12 protein-coding genes are annotated in these 19,551 nt (G+C 70.2%); 7 read left to right on the forward strand and 5 right to left on the reverse strand.

The features are described 5' to 3' along the window. Nucleotides 1-115: 115 nt before the first annotated feature. Genes ACFORO_RS35260 through ACFORO_RS35270 form a run of 3 tightly spaced genes read right to left on the reverse strand, consistent with a single transcriptional unit; the run spans nt 116 to nt 2,193 of the window. The gene (locus tag ACFORO_RS35260; protein WP_344277524.1) at nt 116-1,306 is read right to left on the reverse strand and encodes a cation:proton antiporter; all 1,191 of its coding nucleotides are present in this window, start codon (nt 1,304-1,306) and stop codon (nt 116-118) included. Then, complete coding sequence (locus ACFORO_RS35265) at nt 1,306-1,788, reverse strand: cation:proton antiporter regulatory subunit (RefSeq protein ID WP_354745826.1); 483 nt, start codon at nt 1,786-1,788, stop codon at nt 1,306-1,308. The genes ACFORO_RS35260 and ACFORO_RS35265 overlap by 1 nt, the downstream gene beginning before the upstream one ends. 36 nt (nt 1,789-1,824) lie before the next feature. Continuing rightward, nucleotides 1,825-2,193: a DUF4267 domain-containing protein gene (locus tag ACFORO_RS35270; RefSeq protein WP_354745828.1), complete on the reverse strand. Its 369-nt coding sequence runs from the start codon at nt 2,191-2,193 to the stop codon at nt 1,825-1,827. Between the two features lie 195 nt (nt 2,194-2,388). Here ACFORO_RS35270 and cmk point away from each other — a divergent pair, with 195 nt between their 5' ends. The 5 genes from cmk (at nt 2,389) to ACFORO_RS35295 (ending at nt 10,962) form a co-directional block, all read left to right on the forward strand. After that, nucleotides 2,389-3,114, forward strand: coding sequence for a (d)CMP kinase (gene cmk, locus ACFORO_RS35275; RefSeq protein ID WP_354745910.1), 726 nt, complete (start codon nt 2,389-2,391; stop codon nt 3,112-3,114). Beyond that, nucleotides 3,111-3,767, forward strand: coding sequence for a lysophospholipid acyltransferase family protein (locus ACFORO_RS35280; protein WP_354745830.1), 657 nt, complete (start codon nt 3,111-3,113; stop codon nt 3,765-3,767). The genes cmk and ACFORO_RS35280 overlap by 4 nt, the downstream gene beginning before the upstream one ends. Before the next feature lie 15 nt (nt 3,768-3,782). Further along, nucleotides 3,783-5,264, forward strand: a complete 1,482-nt coding sequence (gene der, locus ACFORO_RS35285) for a ribosome biogenesis GTPase Der (RefSeq protein WP_377869733.1) — start codon at nt 3,783-3,785, stop codon at nt 5,262-5,264. 372 nt (nt 5,265-5,636) lie between these two features. After that, nucleotides 5,637-9,524 carry a Pls/PosA family non-ribosomal peptide synthetase gene (locus tag ACFORO_RS35290; protein ID WP_377869734.1) on the forward strand — a complete coding sequence of 1,296 codons (3,888 nt, stop codon included), beginning with the start codon at nt 5,637-5,639 and terminating at the stop codon, nt 9,522-9,524. Nucleotides 9,525-9,600: 76 nt separating this feature from the next. Then, nucleotides 9,601-10,962, forward strand: a complete 1,362-nt coding sequence (locus ACFORO_RS35295; RefSeq protein ID WP_377869735.1) for a M1 family metallopeptidase — start codon at nt 9,601-9,603, stop codon at nt 10,960-10,962. On the opposite strand, the gene ACFORO_RS35300 is transcribed toward ACFORO_RS35295, so the two are convergent. After that, on the reverse strand, nt 10,893-12,857 hold the full coding sequence (locus ACFORO_RS35300; protein WP_377869736.1) for a glycosyltransferase: 1,965 nt from the start codon (nt 12,855-12,857) through the stop codon (nt 10,893-10,895). The two genes, ACFORO_RS35295 and ACFORO_RS35300, sit on opposite strands and share 70 nt — an antisense overlap. Before the next feature lie 355 nt (nt 12,858-13,212). Here ACFORO_RS35300 and ACFORO_RS35305 point away from each other — a divergent pair, with 355 nt between their 5' ends. Both ACFORO_RS35305 and ACFORO_RS35310 read left to right on the forward strand, forming a co-directional pair. Beyond that, nucleotides 13,213-15,510, forward strand: a complete 2,298-nt coding sequence (locus ACFORO_RS35305) for a glycosyl hydrolase family 95 catalytic domain-containing protein (protein ID WP_377869737.1) — start codon at nt 13,213-13,215, stop codon at nt 15,508-15,510. Between the two features lie 20 nt (nt 15,511-15,530). Next, nucleotides 15,531-17,819: a glycosyl hydrolase family 95 catalytic domain-containing protein gene (locus ACFORO_RS35310; protein ID WP_377869739.1), complete on the forward strand. Its 2,289-nt coding sequence runs from the start codon at nt 15,531-15,533 to the stop codon at nt 17,817-17,819. A gap of 1 nt (nt 17,820) precedes the next feature. Here ACFORO_RS35310 and ACFORO_RS35315 read toward each other — a convergent pair whose 3' ends face one another. Next, entirely contained in the window at nt 17,821-19,551 is a 1,731-nt protein-coding gene (locus tag ACFORO_RS35315) for an FAD-dependent oxidoreductase (protein WP_377869740.1), read from the reverse strand.

A 19,551-nucleotide genomic window follows, 5' to 3' on the forward strand; every position in this document is an offset into this window, starting at 1 on the left:
ACCCTGAGGGAATCAGAGTCCGTGAAGGTGGCCCTCACGGACTGGAACCGTTGCCCAAAAGCCGTGAGGGGCCCGTTGAGGGAATCAGATTCCCTCAACGGGCCCCTCACGGACGTCAGCTGGCGGTGACGGTTTCCTTCGCGGCGGCCTTGCGCTGCAAGGCTTTCGCGATCGGCTCGACCACTCGCGCCGCGGTCGGGCCGAGGATCGCCATCAGCAGCACATAAGCCGTAGCGAGCGCGGCCAGTTCGCCGTCCACCGCGCCAGCTGTCACCGCCAGCCCGGCGATGACGATCGAGAATTCGCCCCGCGCGACCAAAGCCGCACCGGCACGGGCCCGGCCCAACCGGCCGATCTTCTGCCTTCGCGCGGCCCACCATCCGGTGGCCACCTTCGTCAGTGTCGTCACCACGGCGAGCACCGCGGCCCACCCGAGCACCGGCGGGATCGACGCCGGGTTGGTGTTCAGCCCGAAGACCACGAAGAACATCGCCGCGAACAAGTCCCGCAGCGGCTCCAGCAACCGGGTCGCGTTGTGCGCGGTCGACCCGGACACCGCGATGCCGAGCAGGAACGCGCCCACCGCGGCGGACACCTGCAGCGCCGACGCGATCCCGGCCACCAGCAGCGCCGCGCCGAGGATCTTGAGCAGGAAGACTTCCCGGTCGTCGCTGTCCACCAGCGCCGAGACGTACCGGCCGAACTTGAGCGCGATCACCAGCACCACGGTGATCACCAGCAGCGAGATGCCGACCGCCTCCAGCCCGCCGAGCAGGCTGACCCCGCCGAGGATCGCGGTGAGGATCGGCAGGTACAGCGCCATCACGAGGTCCTCGAACACGAGGATCGACAGCACCACCGGCGTCTCGCGGTTGCCGAGCCGGCCGAGGTCGCCGAGGACCTTCGCGATGATGCCGGACGACGAGATGTACGTGACGCCCGCCATCACGAACGCGCCGATCGGGCCCCAGCCCAGGATCAGCGCGACCGCCGCGCCGGGCGCGGCGTTGAGCACGATGTCCACCAGGCCCGCGGTCCAGGACCGCCGCATGCCGGTGAACAGTTCGGCCGCGGAGTACTCCAGGCCGAGCAGCAGAAGCAGCAGCACCACGCCGATTTCGCTGGCGAGGTGGGCGAAATCGCCGATGTCGGCGAGGGGGATCAGGCCGCCGGAGCCGAAGCACAGGCCGCCGAGGAGGTACAGGGGGATGGGGGAGAGGCCGATCCGGCCGGCGAGCCTGCCGAGCGCGCCGAGCACGAAGAAGACCGCGCCGAGTTCGACCAGGGAGAGTGCGGTGTGATCCATCAGCCGTGCTTGAGGATCTTGGCGGCGGCTTCCAGGCCCTCGGACGTGCCGACCACGACGAGCAGGTCGCCGGCGGTGAAGAGGAAGTCCGGCGTCGGCGACGGGTGCACCTGGCCCGCCCGCATCACCGCCACGATCGAGACGCTGGTGCGCGTGCGCATCGCGGTGTCGCCGAGCGAACGGCCGTCGAACGGGCTGTCCGACGTGATCGGCAGTTGCTTCGTGTTGATGCCCGGCAGCTCGCGGTGCTCCTCGTTCAGCTGCGCGACCAGCTGCGGCGCGCCCAGCAGGTTCGAGAGCGCGCCCGCCTCGTCCGCGGTCAGCGGCAGCGACGCGAGGCAGGCGTCCGGATCGTCCGATTTGGAGACGATCAGCTCGATCTTGCCGTCCCGCTGGGTGACGACGCCGATGCGGCGTCCCGCGCGGGTGGCGAAGTCCTTGCGGACACCGATTCCGGGAAGGGGGGTGACTTCGACGTTCACGTCAGCCACGGTAACTCATTGTCCGATTCGCGGCGTTCAGCCCAGCAGGAACAGCGCCGCCGTCACGGCCATGAGCGCGGCGGTCGCGCCGTGCACGCCGTAGGCCATTCCCTTCTTGCCCTTGTGTCGCAGGATGATCAGCATGTCGCAGACCGGCATGACGGTCGCGGCCAGCAGCAGCCAGCCGACCAGCTGCGGGCTGCCCGCCAGCATCGCGACGCCGAGGATCAGCCCGGTGCCGAGGTCGCGGTCGCCTTTGATCTCGAAGAACGCCGTCGAGCCGGTCGGGATCTCCCGCAGGCCGAACGTCGCGGCGGTCTTCGCCGGTGCGAACAGGTAGGTGAAGCCGACGTAGATGATCCCGAGGACGGGGATGGCGGCGAGGACGTAGGCGGCGATCAGCATGGGGACCCTCCGGGGAGTTAGCGTTGCTAGGAACTAGTGCAACGCTAACTTAGCGACGCTAGCTTGTCTAGCGCTGCCCGAACTTGCGCCGCGGACACCGCCTGAGGTGCCGGGATCGGCTACGGGCAGAATGAACCGGACCGGGAGTGCGGGACGAACGTGAGGAGAACATCGGTGACGGGAGCCCTACGTGGGGTGGTCGCGCTGGACGGCCCGTCGGGAACCGGCAAGACCACGGTGGCGCGCAAGCTCGCCCGCCGGCTGAGCGCCCGCTACCTCGACACCGGAGCGATGTACCGCGTCGTCACGCTGGCCGTGCTGCGGGCCGGGATCGACCTCGCCGACGAACACGCGATCGGCGCGCTCGCGCACGACGTCGACTTCGCGCTCGGCACCGACCCGGAGCGGCCGGACGTGCGGCTGCACGGCGAGGACGTGGCCGCCGAGATCCGCGGCCCCGAGGTGACTGGCGCGGTGTCGCCGGTGTCGGCCGTGCCGCAGGTGCGCGAGGTGCTCGTCGCCCGCCAGCGCCGGATCATCGCCGACGCGATCGAGGACGAGGGCGGCATCGTCGTGGAGGGCCGCGACATCGGCACCACCGTCGCGCCCGACTCGCCGCTCAAGATCTACCTGACCGCCTCGGCCGAGGTCCGCGCCGCGCGGCGGAACACCCAGGACTCCGCGGCGGGCCGCGCCTCGAGCGTCGAATCCGCCCGCGAATCGGTGGAGCGCCGCGACCGGATCGACTCCACCCGCGCCGCCTCGCCGCTGCGCGCGGCCGGGGACGCGGTCCAGGTGGACACCTCGGAGCTGACGATCGACCAGGTGATCGTCGCGCTGGCCGAACTCGCCCGCGGCCGGGGCCTGCTCGGCGACTGCCCGGCCGAACCGGCCGCCGCCGAAGCCGGGGTCAGCCGGTGAGCGGCGCCCTCCCCGAGGGGGCGAACGGCCTCCTGCACGACATCGGCCGGATCTCCGGCCGGTATTATCTGCGTCCGGCGTTCCGGATCCGGGTGCACGGCCGCGACCGGGTGCCCGCCGACGGGCCGCTCGTGGTGATCGCGAACCACAGCTCGAACGCCGATCCGCAGCTGGTGATCGGAATGCTTCCGCGGCGCAGCGCGTTCTTGGCCAAGGCCGAGCTGTTCACGGGGATCGGAGGCCGGTTCCTGCGGGCGATCGGCCAGATCCCGGTCCGCCGGGGCGAGATCGACCGGACGCCGCTGACCACGGCGGTCGGGGTGCTCAAGGCGGGCGGGGCGATCGGGATCTTCCCGGAGGGCACGCGCGGCGAGGGCGACGTCGGGGCCGCTGAACGCGGCGCGGCGTGGCTGGTGCGCGCTTCGGGAGCCACCGTGCTGCCGATCGCGATCCGCGGGACGCGCAAGCCCGCCGACGGCAAGCGCCGCTGGCGCCCGCGCGTGGACCTCCTCTTCGGGGAGCCGTTCGCGATGAAGGTCGGTCCGGGCCGCAAAGGCCTGGACCAGGGCACCGAAGAGCTCCGCGCGCAGCTCGCGGCGCTCGTACAGGCTTTGGACGACTGGCGCGGCGAACACGGGTTCGCCACGCCGTAGGTGAAGTGGGAAACGATGACAGGGTTTGACGCCGCCGACAGCGCGGTGGACGGTCTCGGCGAGGTCGACGGAAGCTGGTCGGACGAGTCCGAGTTCGCCGCGCTCGACGCGCAGATCGAGGCCGAGGAAGCCGACGGCCGGGCGGCCGCCGCGCAGCCGGTGCTCGCCGTGGTCGGCAGGCCGAACGTGGGCAAGTCCACGCTGGTCAACCGCATCCTCGGCCGCCGGGAAGCGGTCGTGCAGGACGTGCCGGGCGTGACGCGCGACCGCGTCGCCTACGACGCGTTCTGGGCCGGTCGCCGGTTCACGCTCGTCGACACCGGCGGCTGGGAGCCCGACGCCACCGGCCTGCAGGCCTCGGTCGCGGTGCAGGCCGAGATGGCCATGCAGACCGCGGACGCGGTGCTGCTGGTCGTCGACGCGACGGTCGGGGCCACCGCCACCGACGAGGCCGTCGCGCGCGTGCTGCGCCGCTCCAAGAAGCCGGTGCTGCTGGCCGCGAACAAGGTGGACGACGACCGGTTGCTGGCCGACACCGCGTCGCTGTGGTCGCTGGGCCTCGGCGAGCCGTACCCGGTCAGCGCGCTGCACGGGCGCAGCTCCGGCGACCTGCTCGACGCCATCATGGCCGCGCTGCCCGAAGCGCCGCGCGAAGCCGGCACGGTGACCGCCGGGCCGCGCCGCGTCGCGCTGGTCGGCAAGCCGAACGTCGGCAAGTCCAGCCTGCTCAACCGGATTTCCGGCGAGCAGCGCTCGGTGGTCGACTCGGTCGCGGGCACCACGGTCGACCCGGTCGACTCGCTGGTCGAGCTGGACGGCGAGGTCTGGCGGTTCGTGGACACCGCGGGCCTGCGCAAGCGCGTCAACTTCGCCGACGGAGCGGAGTACTACGCGTCGCTGCGCACCAAGACCGCGATCGACGCGGCCGAGGTCGCGCTCGTGCTGCTGGACGCCTCGGAACCGCTGACCGAACAGGACCTGCGGGTGCTGACGATGGTGGTCGAGGCGGGCCGCGCGTGCGTGCTCGTGTTCAACAAGTGGGACCTGGTCGACGAGGACCGCCGGTACGCCATGGTGCGCGAGCTGGACCGCGGCCTCGTGCGGGTGCCGTGGGCCGAGAAGGTCAACGTCTCCGCGCTCACCGGGCGCGCGGTGCGCAAGCTCGCGCCCGCCCTGCGCACGGCGCTGTCGTCGTGGGACCAGCGCGTCTCGACCGGCCAGCTCAACGGCTGGCTGTCCGACCTCGTCGCGGCCACGCCGCCGCCGGTGCGCGGCGGCAAGCAGCCGAAGGTGCTGTTCGCGACGCAGGCGGGCATCCGTCCGCCGACGCTGGTGCTGTTCACCACCGGGTTCCTCGAGGCCGGCTACCGCCGGTTCATCGAGCGGAAATTCCGCGAGCAGTTCGGCTTCGCGGGAAGTCCCGTCCGGGTGAATGTGCGCGTCCGCGAAAAGAAGCAGAAGCCGAAGGCGGGCGGAAAAGCGGCCCGCAACCGCTGACCGGCAAACGCCCCAATGTGGCATTGGGTGCATCTGACGCACCGAATGCCACATTGGGTGCTCCATCCATGCCCCCGCCGCCACCCTCAACGGAGGCGCTGCGCGCCACTGGTTCGTCCAATGCACCCAATGCCACATTGGGGTTATCCCTTGCCGGACCTGCATGTGGTGACGTCCGACACGCGGCCGTTACCCGGACGCGACCTGGGCTTGATTGCCGCGTAAGGTGGACGGTCGCTACGGGCGCCTCATTCGGACGGCAAGCCCGAATGACGCTCGCGAAAGGTGAGTGATGGGCTTGCGCGCCCAGAGTTCGTCCCTGTCCCGTTCGTTCCGGAATACCGGAGCGCGCCCGGCCGCCGAGGTGGCCCGGTGACGCTGACCGCCGATTCCGGCAGCACCGAAGCCCTGACTCTCGCCGTCGAGGCCGCGCTCTCGCCCGCTCTGTTCGAGACCGCCGCCCCGGCCGCCGAGCGCACCCTCCTGGACATCCTCACCGCTACCGCGGAGAAGCACCCGAACGCCGCCGCGCTCGACGACGGCACCGGTCCGCTGAGCTACCGCCGGCTGACGGAAGAGATCGACGCGTACGCCCGCAAGCTGCGCGAACACGGCGTCGGCCGCGGCGACCGGGTCGGCATCCGGATCTCCTCCGGCTCCGCCGAGCTGTACGTCGCGATCCTGGCGACGCTGTCGGTCGGCGCGGCGTACGTGCCGGTCGACGCGGACGACCCCGACGAGCGCGCTGAGCTGGTGTTCGGCGAGGCCGGCGTCGCCGCGATCGCCACCGACGGCGAGATCACCGCCGCCGGGACCCCGAGCGGTGCCACCGGCGAGCCCGGTCCGGCCGACGACGCGTGGATCATCTTCACCTCCGGTTCCACCGGCAAGCCGAAGGGCGTCGCGGTCACGCACGCCTCGGCGGCGGCCTTCGTGGACGCCGAAGCACAGCTTTTCCTGACCGACGAGCCGATCGGCCCCGGAGATCGGGTGCTGGCCGGGCTGAGCGTCGCGTTCGACGCCTCCTGCGAAGAGATGTGGCTGGCCTGGCGGCACGGCGCCTGCCTGGTGCCCGCGCCGCGCGCGCTGGTGCGCACCGGCGTCGACCTGGGCCCGTGGCTCGTCGCGCAGGGCATCACTGTCGTGTCGACGGTGCCGACGCTGGCCGCGCTGTGGCCGGCGGACGCGCTGGAAGACGTCCGTCTGCTCATCTTCGGCGGCGAAGCCTGCCCGCCGGAGCTGGCCGAGCGCGTGGCCGTCGAAGGCCGCGAAGTGTGGAACACCTACGGCCCCACTGAGGCGACCGTCGTCGCCTGCGCCGCGCAGATGACCGGCGAGGGTCCGGTGCGGATCGGCCTGCCGCTGGTCGGCTGGCAGCTCGTCGTGGTGAACGAAGAGGGCGAGCCGGTCGCCATGGGCGAGACCGGCGAACTGGTCATCGGCGGGGCCGGGCTGGCCCGCTACCTCGACGCGGAGAAGGACGCGCAGAAGTTCGCGCCGCTGCCGTCGATGGGCTGGGAGCGCGCCTACCGCAGCGGCGACATGGTCCGCGCGGAGCCGGAAGGACTGCTGTTCCTCGGCAGGCTCGACGAGCAGATCAAGCTCGGCGGCCGCCGGATCGAGCTGGGCGAGGTCGACGCGGCCCTGCAGGCGCTGCCCGGCGTGCGCGGCGCCGCCGCCGCGGTCCGCCGCACCAAGGCGGGCAACCAGGTCCTGGTCGGCTACATCGTCCCCGAGGACGGCGGAACCCTCGACACCGACGACGCCGCGACCCGGCTGCGGGCGCAACTGCCCGCCGCGCTGGTGCCGCTGCTCGCGACGATCGAGGACCTGCCGACCCGCACGTCCGGCAAGGTCGACCGCAACGCGCTGCCGTGGCCGCTGTCCACTGTGGACGCGAGCGCGGCCGGGCTTTCGCCGACCGAGGCGTGGCTCGCCGAAGGCTGGAGCGAAATCCTCGGCGTGTCGGTGAGCAACGCCAGCGCCGACTTCTTCACCAACGGCGGCGGCAGCCTCACCGCTGCGCAGCTCATCGCGCGCATCCGCACCCGCCACCCCGAGGTGTCGGTCAGCGACATCTACCAGAACCCGAAGCTCGGCGCGCTGGCCGCGAAGCTGGACGCGCTGAGCGGCGAGGAGACCGAGCGCCGCGAGATCGCGCCGACGCCGCGCCGCGCCGGGCTCGTGCAGTCCCTGCTGATGATTCCGCTGATGGGCCTCGTCGGGCTGCGCTGGACCACACTCGCCGCCGTCTGCTCGAACGTGCTGGCGCTGCTGGGCGTTTCCTGGGCGCCGACGCTGAACTGGGCGTGGCTGGCGCTCGCGTGGCTCGTGCTGTTCACCCCGGCGGGGCGGATCGCCATCGCCGCGGGCGGCGCGCGCGTGCTGCTGTCCGGGGTGCGCCCCGGCACGTACCCGCGCGGCGGGAGTGTCCACTTGCGACTGTGGACCGCCGAGAAGCTGGCTGAGTTCAGCGGTGCGGACAGCGTCGCGGGCGCGTCGTGGATGACGACCTACGCGAAGGCGCTCGGCGCGCGCATCGGCAAGGACGTCGACCTGCACTCGCCGCCGCCGGTCACCGGTTTCCTCAAGCTGGGCCGCGGCGCGGCGGTGGAGCCCGAGGTCGATCTGTCCGGCCACTGGGTCGACGGCGACGTCGTGCACATCGGCAAGACGCGGATCGGGGCCGAGGCCCGGGTCGGCGCGCGCAGCACGCTGTTCCCCGGCGCCCGGATCGGCAAGGGCGCGGAGATCGCCGCCGGTTCGACCGTGCGCGGCGCGGTCCCGGCGGGCCAGCGCTGGGCCGGTTCGCCCGCGGTGCGCTCGGACGTCAAGGACGCGCTGAAGTGGCCGTCGAGCCGTCCGCCGCGCTCGCGGTTCTGGGCTTCGGTGTACGGCGCGACCTCGGTGCTGCTCGGGCTGCTGCCCGGGATCGCCGCGCTGCCCGGCGTCGCGGTGATCGGGTACGCGGTCGACGGCGCCTCGAGCTTGAGCGCCGCGCTGGGCCAGGCGCTGCTGTTCGTGCCGGTCGCGACCGTCGCCTACTTCCTGACGTACGCGCTGCTCGTGCTGGCCGGTGTCCGCGCGCTGGGCGTCGGCATGGTCGAGGGCTACCACCCGGTGCACGGCCGCGTGGCGTGGCAGGTCTGGGCCACCGAGCGGCTGATGGGGATGGCCCGCGAAGGCCTGTTCCCGTTGTACGCCAGCCTGTTCACGCCGGTGTGGCTGCGGCTGCTCGGTGCGAAGGTCGGCCGCAACGTCGAGGCGTCCACCGTCCTCGCGCTGCCGAAGATGACCAAAGTGGACAGTGGCGCGTTCCTGGCCGACGACACCATGGTCGCCACTTACGAACTGGGCCACGGCTGGCTGCACGCCGCCCCGGCGCGGATCGGCAAGCAGGCGTTCCTCGGCAACTCGGGGATGACCGCGCCGGGCCGTTCGGTGCCGAAGCGCGGGCTGGTCGGGGTGCTGTCCTCGACGCCGGCGAAGGCGAAGAAGGGCTCGTCGTACCTGGGCATGCCGCCGCTGCCGGTGCGCCGCGCGGTGGAGGAGAGCGACACCAGCCGCACGTACACGCCGCCGCTGCACCTCAAGGCGGCGCGGGCGCTGGTCGAGCTGTGCCGGATCCTGCCGGTGATGTGCGCGGTCGCGCTGACCGTCGGCGTCGCGTTCGCGCTGCTCGCGCTGGCGGCGTGGGGCGGTTTCTGGGCGGCCGCGCTGCTGGCCGGGCCGGTGCTGCTGGCCGCCGGGATCGTCGCGGCGCTCACCGCGACCGCGGCGAAGTGGCTGCTGGTCGGCAAGTTCCGCGAGATCGACCACCCGCTGTGGAGTTCGTTCGTGTGGCGCAACGAGCTGGCCGACACGTTCGTCGAGGCGCTCGCGGTGCCGTGGCTGATCGGGTCGCTCGGCGGCACGCCGCTGCTGCCCGCGTGGCTGCGCACGATGGGCGTCAAGATCGGCCGCGGCGTGTGGCTCGACACCTACTGGCTGCCCGAGTCCGACCTGGTCGCTCTCGGCGACGGCGCGACGATCAACCGCGGCTGCGTGGTCCAGACGCACCTGTTCCACGACCGGATCATGACCATGTCGCGGGTGACGCTCGAAGAGGGCGCGACGCTAGGCCCGCACGGGATCGTGCTGCCGGGCGCGAGCATCGGCGCGCGCACCACGGTGGGCCCCGGCTCGCTCGTGACGCGCGGCGACGCGGTGCCCGCCGACAGCCGCTGGCTCGGCAATCCGATCTCGGCCTGGCGGCGGTGAGGGCACGACCGTTGCGGACCCCGTCCCGGCGCCTCATCCTGGAAAAGATCACGGTGACGGGCGAAAGCGGGTTTCGGTGCGGGTGAACGGGAAAACGGCCGCGCCCGGAGCGGAGACCTCGGGCGACGGGTACCTTCCCGCGCACGGGAACGGCGGCTACCGGGTCCGGCACTACGACCTCGATCTCGACTACCGCATTGGTCCGAACAGGTTGTCCGCGACCGCGGTGCTCACCTGCGAGGCCACCCAGGCCCTTTCGCGGCTGACGCTCGACTTCGGCGAGTTCCGGGTGTCGCGCGTGCTGGTCGAGGGCAAACCGGCGAAGTACGTGCGGCGCGGCCTGAAGCTGCAGGTCAAGCCGGCGCGGTCGATCCCGGCCGGGACCGAGTTCGAGGTGGAGGTCCGCTACGCGGGCAACCCGAAGCCGGTCGGCAGCCGGTGGGGCGACATCGGCTGGGACGAGCTGACCGACGGCGCGCTGGTGGCGAGCCAGCCGGTGGGCGCGCCGTCGTGGTTCCCGTGCAACGACCATCCGGCGGACAAGGCGAGCTACCGGATCGCGGTCGCGACGTCGTCGCCGTATCTTGTTGCGGCGACCGGGAATCTCGTGTCGCGCTACCAGTCGGCGAGCACCACGAAGTGGGTGTTCGAGCGGCCGGAGCCGACCTCGACGTACCTGATGAGCGTCCAGATCGGCCGGTACGAAGACCTCGAATTGTCCGACGGCGCCTGGATTCCGGAGCTCACCGCGGACCGCCCGGTCGGCGTCGTGCAGCGGGCAGCGGTGCCGCCTCGGCTGCGGCGGTCGTTCGCGCGGGACTTCGGCCGCCAAGGCCGGATGATGGACGCGCTGGAGGACTGGTTCGGGCCGTACCCGTTCGGCGAGTACGTGGTGGTCGTGACCGACGACGACCTCGACGACCCGATCGAGGCGCAGGGAATGGCGATCTTCGGTGCCAACCACGTGGACGGCAAGCGCACCCACGAGCGGCTCGTGGTGCACGAACTGGCGCACCAGTGGTTCGGCAACAGCCTGACTGTCGCGGACTGGCAACACATCTGGCTCAACGAGGGCTTCGCCACCTACACCGAGTGGCTGTGGTCGGAACGGTCCGGCGGCGAGTCGACCGACGCGTTGGCCCGGGCGTGGTACGCGCGGGTGCGGGCGAAGCCGGCCGACGTGACGATCGGTGATCCCGGTGTGGCGCGGATGTTCGATGAGCGGGTGTACAAGCGTGGCGGGTTGACGCTGCACGCGCTGCGCAAGGAGATCGGTGACCCGGCGTTTTTCGCACTGGTGAAGGCGTGGGCGGTGGAGAACCGGCATGCCGCGGTGACGACGGAGGAGTTCGTCTCGCTGGCGGAGTCTTATGCCGGGCGTTCGCTGCGGGAGTTTTTCGCGGCTTGGCTGGAGCGGGTGGCGTTGCCGCCGCTCTGAGACCGCGCGTAGCTTTCGGCGAGCGGAACCACTCCGTCGACGGCTTCCATGCGCTCGCACTCCTGACGGACCGCTGCGGACGCGGCCCGGTGCGCGGGATCGTACAGGGCCTGCAGCGCGGCGGCGGCGATCTGATCGGCGGTGATTTCGTCGCCGCTGAGCGGGATCGTCAGTCCCGCTGCTGCCGCGCTCGCGGCGTTGAGGGGATGCTCCGCGCCGAGGACGAGGGACACCATCGGCACGCCTCCGTAGATCGCGCCGAGCATCGTGCCCAGACCGGCATGGCTCACCACCAGCGACGCTTTGGCCAAGGCGTAGGCCTGGGGCACGAAACGTTCGACGCGCATCGTCGGCGGGACCGGGCCGATCGCGTCCGGGTCGACGGTGTTACCGACCGTCAGCAGGACATCCGCGTCGAGCCCGGCGAGCCCGTCGATCACCGCCTGACGCGGTTTTCGGCTGCGGTTGAAGACGGTGCCGAGCGTCGCGTAGACGAGCGGACGATCGCGACCCAGCGCCTCGAGCCACACCGGACCCGGCTCGTCCGGCCGCTCGGCCAGCGGAAGCCGGAAGCGCCGCAGATTCGTGTCCTTCTCAGCCCCGGCGAACCACGACGGCGGCAGGCCGGTGAGCGTCAGCTGCTGCTTCCACACTGTCTCGGCGTCGTCGAGTTCGAGGCCGAAGGTCTTCGCCGCCGTCCGGTAGCGGTCGAGCGTCCGCGGCCAGTCGATCACCGTTCCCCAGCTTCGCGCGTCGGCGGGAAGGGCCGACCACGACGCGCAGATCACCGGAATGCCCGCGACCTGGCCGGCGAGCGTGGCCCCGTTCTCCGCGAACTCGCGGATCAGCACGTCCGGCCGCCACGTCTCGAACGACGCCAGCAGATCGCGGGTCGCGGCCGGATTCCAGCGCGTCCAGCTGACTTCGTTCGCGTACTCCAGGCCCTGGCCCCGGCGCGCGAACTCGACGAATTCGGGGAAGGTCGCGTCCACCTTCTCCCAGGTGAAGTTCTCGCCGACCGCGGTGAAGCCGAACCCGGCGGCCTCGACCGCCCCGGCAAACGCGGCGCTGCTCGCGACCCGCACCTCGTGCCCGGCCCGCCGGAACGCCGCGGCGTAGGGGACCATCGGATCGAAATGCCCGTGCCCGGGCTGGGTCGTGAGAAGAACGCGCATCGAGCCCCTCCGATCGGCGGTGCCTCCAGCGTATCGCGGGCGTTGATCTTCAAGGCTCGACCTGGCGGATTTCGTTTCTCGCGGTTGACGTCGCGCGGGAATCGTGGAATCCGTTTCCTCGATCTCGCTCTTGGCGCGAATCTCGTCGAGGACAGTCGCCGGGCTGGTCAGCAAGTCCGGACGGCGGAGAAGGACAAGCTGTTGACCCGGGCTCAGTTGCTGGACTACCAGCACTCCGTCCGTCTTCACGATGAGCAGCGCGCCAATTCTGAGCACGGCGTTGGAATAAGGCGCCAGCGAGTTCAATACAGGTGCCAGATTCGACATCATGGTCGAGGTGACGTTGGCGTCTGCGGCGTGAACCAGCCTGGCCGCTGCCGCGTGCGTCGCGACTTCCTGGATGTCCTGGCCTGCAGGAGACTTGGAGAAGTAGACGAGTTTCGCGCGCATTTGCCGGAACCAGGACTTGATGACCGGGTCGCCTCGGTCGAAGATCTGGCCGCCCAGGCGATTGACGAAGTCTTCGACCGACTTCTCGACGCGCGCGGCGCCCTGCTTTTTGTCAAGGTAGAGGGAAACGCGGATCGCCTGTATTTCCAGTTTTCCGCGCTGGCCTTCTGTTTCTTGGACAACTTTGGCCCAGGTGCTCGCGGAAGGGTCCCGGGCCGCTTCGTCGCTGTGGTGATGCTTGGGCCCGGTCGAGCGTTCACGGGGGCGCAAGTCAGCCGAATCCGCGCCCCTTTTCGGTTCGGATTTCGAGTGTTGCCCGGTCTCTGGCGCTGCCTCCCGGCTCCCGCTCTCGCTGCTGCTCATGACAATATTTTCCTTGCGTGGCATCGGGATGCCATCCGTCAATTGATGGCTGAAGACTGCATCCGCGCGACCGGGAGGCTGCCCGCCCGGCCGAGGCTTCCGTGATGTCACATACGTGAACGCGCGCCCGGCCGATCCCAGTCATCGGATGTCTGTGCGGCTTTCCGGGTGAACAACTCTGGCTTTCGCCTGCTCTGTCTGGATATATTCCGCTCACCTCGCGCCAGTGGGGGCGAAACGTAATATGAATCCGGAGGGCTTCATGGTCGGGGTGTCGCGGCGGACGGTGCTTCGATCCGTGTCCATCGCAGCCGGAGCGGCGGCGTTCGGCGGTCTTTGGGCGGAGGGTGCGCCACCCGGGTTGGCCGCGCAGCGCAGCAGCCCGCACCAGGACGTCGCGATGGACGCGCGGATGCGCTGGCAGCGGTTGCCGAAGAACTGGCAGGAAGCGCCGTTCCTCGCCAACGGCTATCTCGGCGTGCAGGTCTACGCCGGGCCAACGCCGCAGGTGCTGAAGTTCATGCTCAGCCACACCCAGGTCCAGGACCAGCGCAACCAGTGGGAAGCGGGAATCGGGCTGTCGCGGCTGCCGATCGGCGCGATCACGCTCACCTTCGCGGGAGCGGTCACCGGCGTCGACTGGACCCTCGATCTGTATAACGCCGAACTCGGCGGCACCATCACCACCACGCGCGGTCAGGTCGCGTTTTCCGCGGTGGTGCACAACGATCTCGGCGTCCTGCTCGTCTCGCTCGACCCGAGCGCGGGCGAATCCGGGGCGACGTGGGGCTTCGCGCCGCTCGTGTCGGCGACTACCCGTACGGTGCGCAAGCCGCCGGAGTACACCGCGAATCCGGAACCTGAGCAGGCCAACGGGTACTGTGCGCAGCCGTTGACCGCTGGGGGCGGGTATACGACGGCGTGGCGGGAGAAGCGAGTCGGCACGAAGCGGTTGTTCGCCGCGACGGTCGCCTATTCGTTCCCGCGTTCCACCCACACCCGCGACGCCGTATCGCTGGTCGATCGCACGCTCGCGATGAACCCGGATCTGCTGCTCACCTGGCATCGCCGCTGGTGGAACAGCTTCCACCAGTGCAGTTTCGTGTCCGTGCCGGACAAGCAGGTCCAGCGGTTCTACTGGATCCAGCTGTACAAGATCGCCTCGGCGACCCGCAAGGACGGCCCGGTGACCGCCGAATGGGGGCCGTGGTTCCCGGAGGTCGGCAACAGCTGGACGGCGGTGTGGTGGAACCTGAACGTGCAGGTCACCTATCCGATCGTCAACAGCACCAACCATCCCGAGCTGGACGCGGTCACCGAGACATTCCGTCGCGACCATGCCAATCTGGAGGTGTCCGTTCCGCCTGCCTATCGGGACGGCGACACGTACGCGCTTTCGCATCCGGGGGACTGGCGGCTGCGGCCCGGCGGCGTCCGGACGGTCGGCGTTCCGGGGACGACGTCCAAAACGGACCAGACCGGGAACTTGTTGTGGGGCTTGCACAACGTCTGGCTCGCGTACCGGCATCACCTCGACCAGTCGGTGCTGCGCGACGTGCTGTACCCGACGCTCGCGAAGGCGCTCAACTTCTACCGGCACTTCCTCTTCACCGGACCCGACGGCCTGCTGCACCTGCCGCTCACGCGCTCGCCGGAGTACGCCGACGCGACTGACTGCACGTATGACTTGTCGTTGATCCGCTGGGCCGCGACGACGTTGGTCGACTCCGCGCGGATCCTGCGGCTGAACGAGCCGCGGGTGCCGATGTGGCGGGAGATCGCGGCGAAACTCGTTCCGTACCACGAGGATCCGGCCGACGGCGTGCTGATCGGCGACGGCGTCCGGCTCGCCGATTCGCACCGGCACTTCTCGCATCTGCTCTGGCTGTACCCGCTGCGCGAGCGCAACTGGGAGCGGCCCGCCGACCGGGACGTCATGACCCGCACCTTCCGGCATTGGTCGGCGGACCAATCGGCCTGGCACGGCTACAGCTACGCGGCCGCGTCGTCGATGAACTCGGTGATGGACCAGCCCGAGGAAGCCTTGCGGTACCTGAAGTTCTTCCTCGACCGGAACATCGTCGCGGACACTGAGCTGACCGCGAACACGATGTACCGCGAGGGTTCGAACTTCGCCGTCGAAAGCCCGATCACCGCCGCACAGTCCGTTGTGGACATGGTGCTGCAGGGTTCCGGGGGAGTGGTGAAGGCGTTCCCGTCGGTGTCGGCGAAGTGGCCGGACGCGTCGATCGCCGGGCTGCGCACCGAGGGTGCGTTCCTGGTGGACGCGTCGCGGCGGCGGGGCGCGACGGAGTTCGTGCGGGTGCGCAGCGAAGCCGGTGCGCCGCTGGTGCTGGACCACGGCATCGACGGTGAGGTCGACGTGCGTGATCAGTGGGGGCGGCGGCTGCCATGGCGGCCGGCCGGTCCGCGGCGGATCGCGCTGGAGGTGCGGCGGGGCGGCACGGTCACTGTCACCCCGCGCGGTGCCCGGCCGGACTTCGGGCCGCGTGACGTTCCTTCGCTCGGCACCGTTCCGGCGTGGGGTTTGCCTGACTAGAAACCAGGAGGTTGGCGGACATGGACATCTCGCGCCGGACAGTGCTCGGCGGAGCCCTCGCCGGAATCGCCGCCGGAGCGGTCGGGCTGTCCCCGGCCGGCGCGGCGGAGATGAGCGGCGACAGCCTCGACTGGGCGGGTTTCCTGGCGACAGCGGACCTGCGCTGGCGGCGGATGCCGAAGACCTGGTACGAGGGACCGTTCCTGGGCAACGGTTTCCTCGGCTCCGGCATCTACGCCGAACCCGGGCGCAACGCGGTCCGCTTCAACGTCCAGCACAGCCAGGTGCAGGACCACCGGCCGCAATTCGGGTCGCTGTTCGGCCTGGCGCGGCTGCCGATCGGGTACTTCACGCTCGAACCGGTCGGCGCGATCACCGGCCTCGACTGGCGGCTCGACGTCTGGAACGCCGAGCTGACCGGCACCATCACCACCGCGGCGGGCAGTCTGGAACTGCGGGCGATCGTCCACACCGGACAGTCGCTGCTCGCGGTGGAGGTGCGGCCGTCCGAGGGCGAGCGCGGGTTCCAGTGGGTGTTCCATCCGGCGAAGGCGATCAGCCCGCGAGCTGACCCGGTGTGGAAAAAGCCGCCGCCGGACGGATATCTGGAGAATCCGCCGGTCCAGTTGCGGCAGACAGGCGACGCGCACCTCGCGGTACAGCCCCTGCTGGCGGGCGGCGAGCATGTGACGGCCTGGCGCGAAGTCACGCGGGGCAGCACGCGGACGTTGTACACGTCGGTCGCGTGGTCGCATCCGGAGAAGACCTCGGTGAGCCGGGCGCTGCACACGGTGCGGCGGGCGCCCGCGCTGGATGTGCTGACCTGGGACCACCGCCGCTGGTGGCACGATTACTACCGGCGCAGCTTCCTGTCCATTCCGGACACCCGGCTGCAGAGTTTCTACTGGATCCAGCTGTACAAAGTCGCGTCAGCCGCGCGGAGGGAAGCGCCGGTGATGGCGACTTCCGGCCCGTGGCTGGAAAACACGCCGTGGCCCGCGACGTGGTGGAACCTCAACGTGCAGCTGGAGTACTGGCTCATCCAGGGCTCCAACCACCTCGAACTCGACGCGGTCAGCTACGCGCTCGGCACGTACCGGGATCGGCTCACCAGCCAGGTCGCCAAGCCGTACCAGTCCGATTCCGCGGGCATCCCGCGCACCACCGACATGACGCTGCTCAACGGCCTTGCCGACTCCACCAGCGGCTACCCGGTCGGCATTCCCGGCCAGGACACCCCGACGCCCGAGGTCGGCAACCTCACCTGGGCACTGCACAACGTCTGGCTGACCTACCGGCACACCATGGACCGTCAGCTGCTGCGCGACACGCTGTTCCCGCTGCTGCGCAAGGCGATCAACTATTACCTGCATTTCCTCGCCCCGGGCGCGGACGGACGGCTGCACCTCCCGGCGACCTTCTCGCCCGAGTACGGCGTAAACGCGCCGGACACCAACTACGACCTCGCCCTGATCCGCTGGGGCTGCAAGACATTGCTGGAGACAGCGCGCGAGTTGCGCATCGCCGATCCGCTGGCGGGGAAGTGGCAGCAGGTGCTCGCCACGCTTACCGACTACCCGGCGGACGAGAACGGCTACATGATCGGCGCGGGCGTCCCGTTCGCGAAATCGCACCGGCATTACTCGCACCTGCTGCAGATCTACCCGCTGTACGAGATCACCTGGGAACAACCGGAACACCGCAAGATCATCGAAACCTCGCTGAACCATTGGGTCGGCTTCGAGGGAGCGTTGCAGGGCTACACGTTCACCGGTGCCGCGTCGATCTCCGCGCAGATGCTTCGTGGCGAGAAGGCCGCGTACTACCTTGGCGAACTCCAGAAGCGTTATATCCAGCCGAACACGATGTACAAGGAATCCGGCCCGGTGATCGAAACGCCGTTGTCAGCGGCGAAATCGATGCAGGACATGCTGGTGCAGAGCTGGGGCGGCGTCATCCGGCTGTTCCCCGCGGTGCCGGACGCGTGGGGCGACATCGCGTTGCGCGACTTCCGTACCGAAGGCGCGTTCCTGCTCAGTGCATCGCGTGAAGGTGGGAAAACGCGCTGGCTCAAGGTGCACAGCGAGGCCGGTGCGCCGTGCGTCCTGCGGCCAGGGATCGAGGGCGAGTTGACCGTGACAGACGCTCATGGCCGTCCGCGACGCTGGCGACGGTTGGCGAACGGTGACGTGCGGGTTGACCTCGGACGGGGTCAGGACGCCTATGTGTACCGCCGCGGCGACCGGCCGGACTTCGCGGTCCGGCCGGTTACACCGAGCGGGGCGAGCGATCCGTGGGGGATGCCGTGAGCTAACGGTCGAGGAGGCTGCGGAGTGCTTCCATCAGTCCGGTTCCGGCGGCGGGGTGCCGCCAGGCTATGTAGCCGTCCGGCCGGATCAGGAGGCAGCCGTCTTCCTCGATACCGCTGATGCGCGCCCAGTCTCCGTAGGAATCGCGGGCCTCGGGCGAACCGATGGTGACGACCCTTAGGTCCAGCCCGAGGTCCGCACCGGCTTTCGCGGCGGCGTCACGCCAGGCACCGCCGGTGAGTCCAGTGAGGACAGTCCACCGGCCGCGGCCGACGAGATCCAATGTGGACACTCGGCGACCGTCGGGGCCGACAAGCCAGACGTGCGGCAGTTTCGCACCCGGCGTGGTCGTGGGCCGGTGATACAGCTCGGGATCCCGTACCGCCTCACTCTCGGCACCATCCGGGATGACTGCCGAAGAGACGTACCGCTGGTCCATCTCCACGCCGTGCGCGTTGAACTCGTAGTTCTTCAGTTCGATGGCTGCCTGCAACCGCTTCCGCCGCAACGCTCCGTCCTCGGTCGCGGCGGTGCAGGCAGCGAGACCAGCCGTGATGGCGTCCGAATCCGTGTCCCCGTCGACGCCGAGAGCGGCGAAGATCGGCCCGAACTGATCCCGGCTGAGGTTCGCCCGGTCCACGATCTGCTTGCCGACCGGCGCTCGCTCGGCGCTGTAACTGTCGAGAAGCCCTTCGCCCGCCTCGCCGCGGACGACCATCGCGAGCTTCCACGCCAGGTTGTACGCGTCCTGCACCGACGTATTGGACCCGAGACCGTTGGACGGCGGATGCCGGTGCACCGCGTCGCCCGCGCAGAAAACGCGGCCGGACGAGTACTGCGTGGCGTAGCTGTGGTTGACCGTCCACAGTGAAGTCGAGGTGATCTCCACCGGCAGGTCCGGATCGCCGACAAGGTCCCGGACAATCCGCGCAGCCGCCGCACCGTCCACTTCGGGCGGTGGCTGCGCGATGTCGTACCCCCAGGTCAGCAGCCATTCGTTCCAGGGCCGCACCATCCGCACCAGGCCCATCCCGATGCCGCCGAGGTGCGCGCCGGGCCGCATCACCCAGTACAGCACGCTCGGCCGGTGCGCGACGTACTCGGCAAGGTCGGCGGTGAAGGTGATGTTCATGCTGCCGGCCTTGCCGGACTGGCCGTCGATCGGCAGCCGGGCCTGCTCGGCGACGCGGCTGCGGGCGCCGTCCGCGCCGATCAGGTAGCGGGCGCGGAGGGTGAACTCGTCGCCGCGAACCCGGTCCAGCAAGCGCGCGGTCACGCCGTCGGCGTCCTGGGTGAAGCCGAGGAATTCCGTGTCCAGGCGCAGTTTCGCCCCGCGCGCGGCGGCGTTCGTGACCAGGATCGGTTCGAGGTAGGTCTGCGGCAGGTCGATCATGTGGCACGGGCTCGCCGACGCGTACTCGGTCGCGGAGCGGTCCGCGGTGCCCCAGCTGGCGATCCGGCCGATCTCTTCGCCGGCGAGCGACGTGCACAGCACGGTGTCGCCCATCAGCTCCGGGGGAGTGCCCTGCGCGAGCGCCTGGTCTTCGAGGCCGAGGTCGCGCAAGACCTCCATCGTCCGCTGGTTGGTGATGTGCGCGCGGGGCGTGTGCGCCGTCCAGCCGTATTTGGTCGCGAGCACGGTGCGGACGCCGCAGGTCGCGAGCAGCAGCGCGGCGGAACCGCCCGCCGGGCCGCTGCCGACCACGAGGACATCGGTGTCGTAACTGGTCAT

It is taken from the genome of Amycolatopsis halotolerans (assembly GCF_042647905.1).
GTDB lineage: Bacteria > Actinomycetota > Actinomycetes > Mycobacteriales > Pseudonocardiaceae > Amycolatopsis > Amycolatopsis halotolerans.

Excerpts from the sequence above, each read along its gene's own strand:
- ACFORO_RS35260 (WP_344277524.1), bottom strand. The coding sequence starts at position 1,306 with ATGGATCACACCGCACTCTCCCTGGTCGAACTCGGCGCGGTCTTCTTC.
- ACFORO_RS35270 (WP_354745828.1), bottom strand. The coding sequence starts at position 2,193 with ATGCTGATCGCCGCCTACGTCCTCGCCGCCATCCCCGTCCTCGGGATC.
- der (WP_377869733.1), top strand. The coding sequence starts at position 3,783 with ATGACAGGGTTTGACGCCGCCGACAGCGCGGTGGACGGTCTCGGCGAG.
- ACFORO_RS35305 (WP_377869737.1), top strand. The coding sequence starts at position 13,213 with ATGGTCGGGGTGTCGCGGCGGACGGTGCTTCGATCCGTGTCCATCGCA.
- ACFORO_RS35310 (WP_377869739.1), top strand. The coding sequence starts at position 15,531 with ATGGACATCTCGCGCCGGACAGTGCTCGGCGGAGCCCTCGCCGGAATC.
- ACFORO_RS35315 (WP_377869740.1), bottom strand. The coding sequence starts at position 19,551 with ATGACCAGTTACGACACCGATGTCCTCGTGGTCGGCAGCGGCCCGGCG.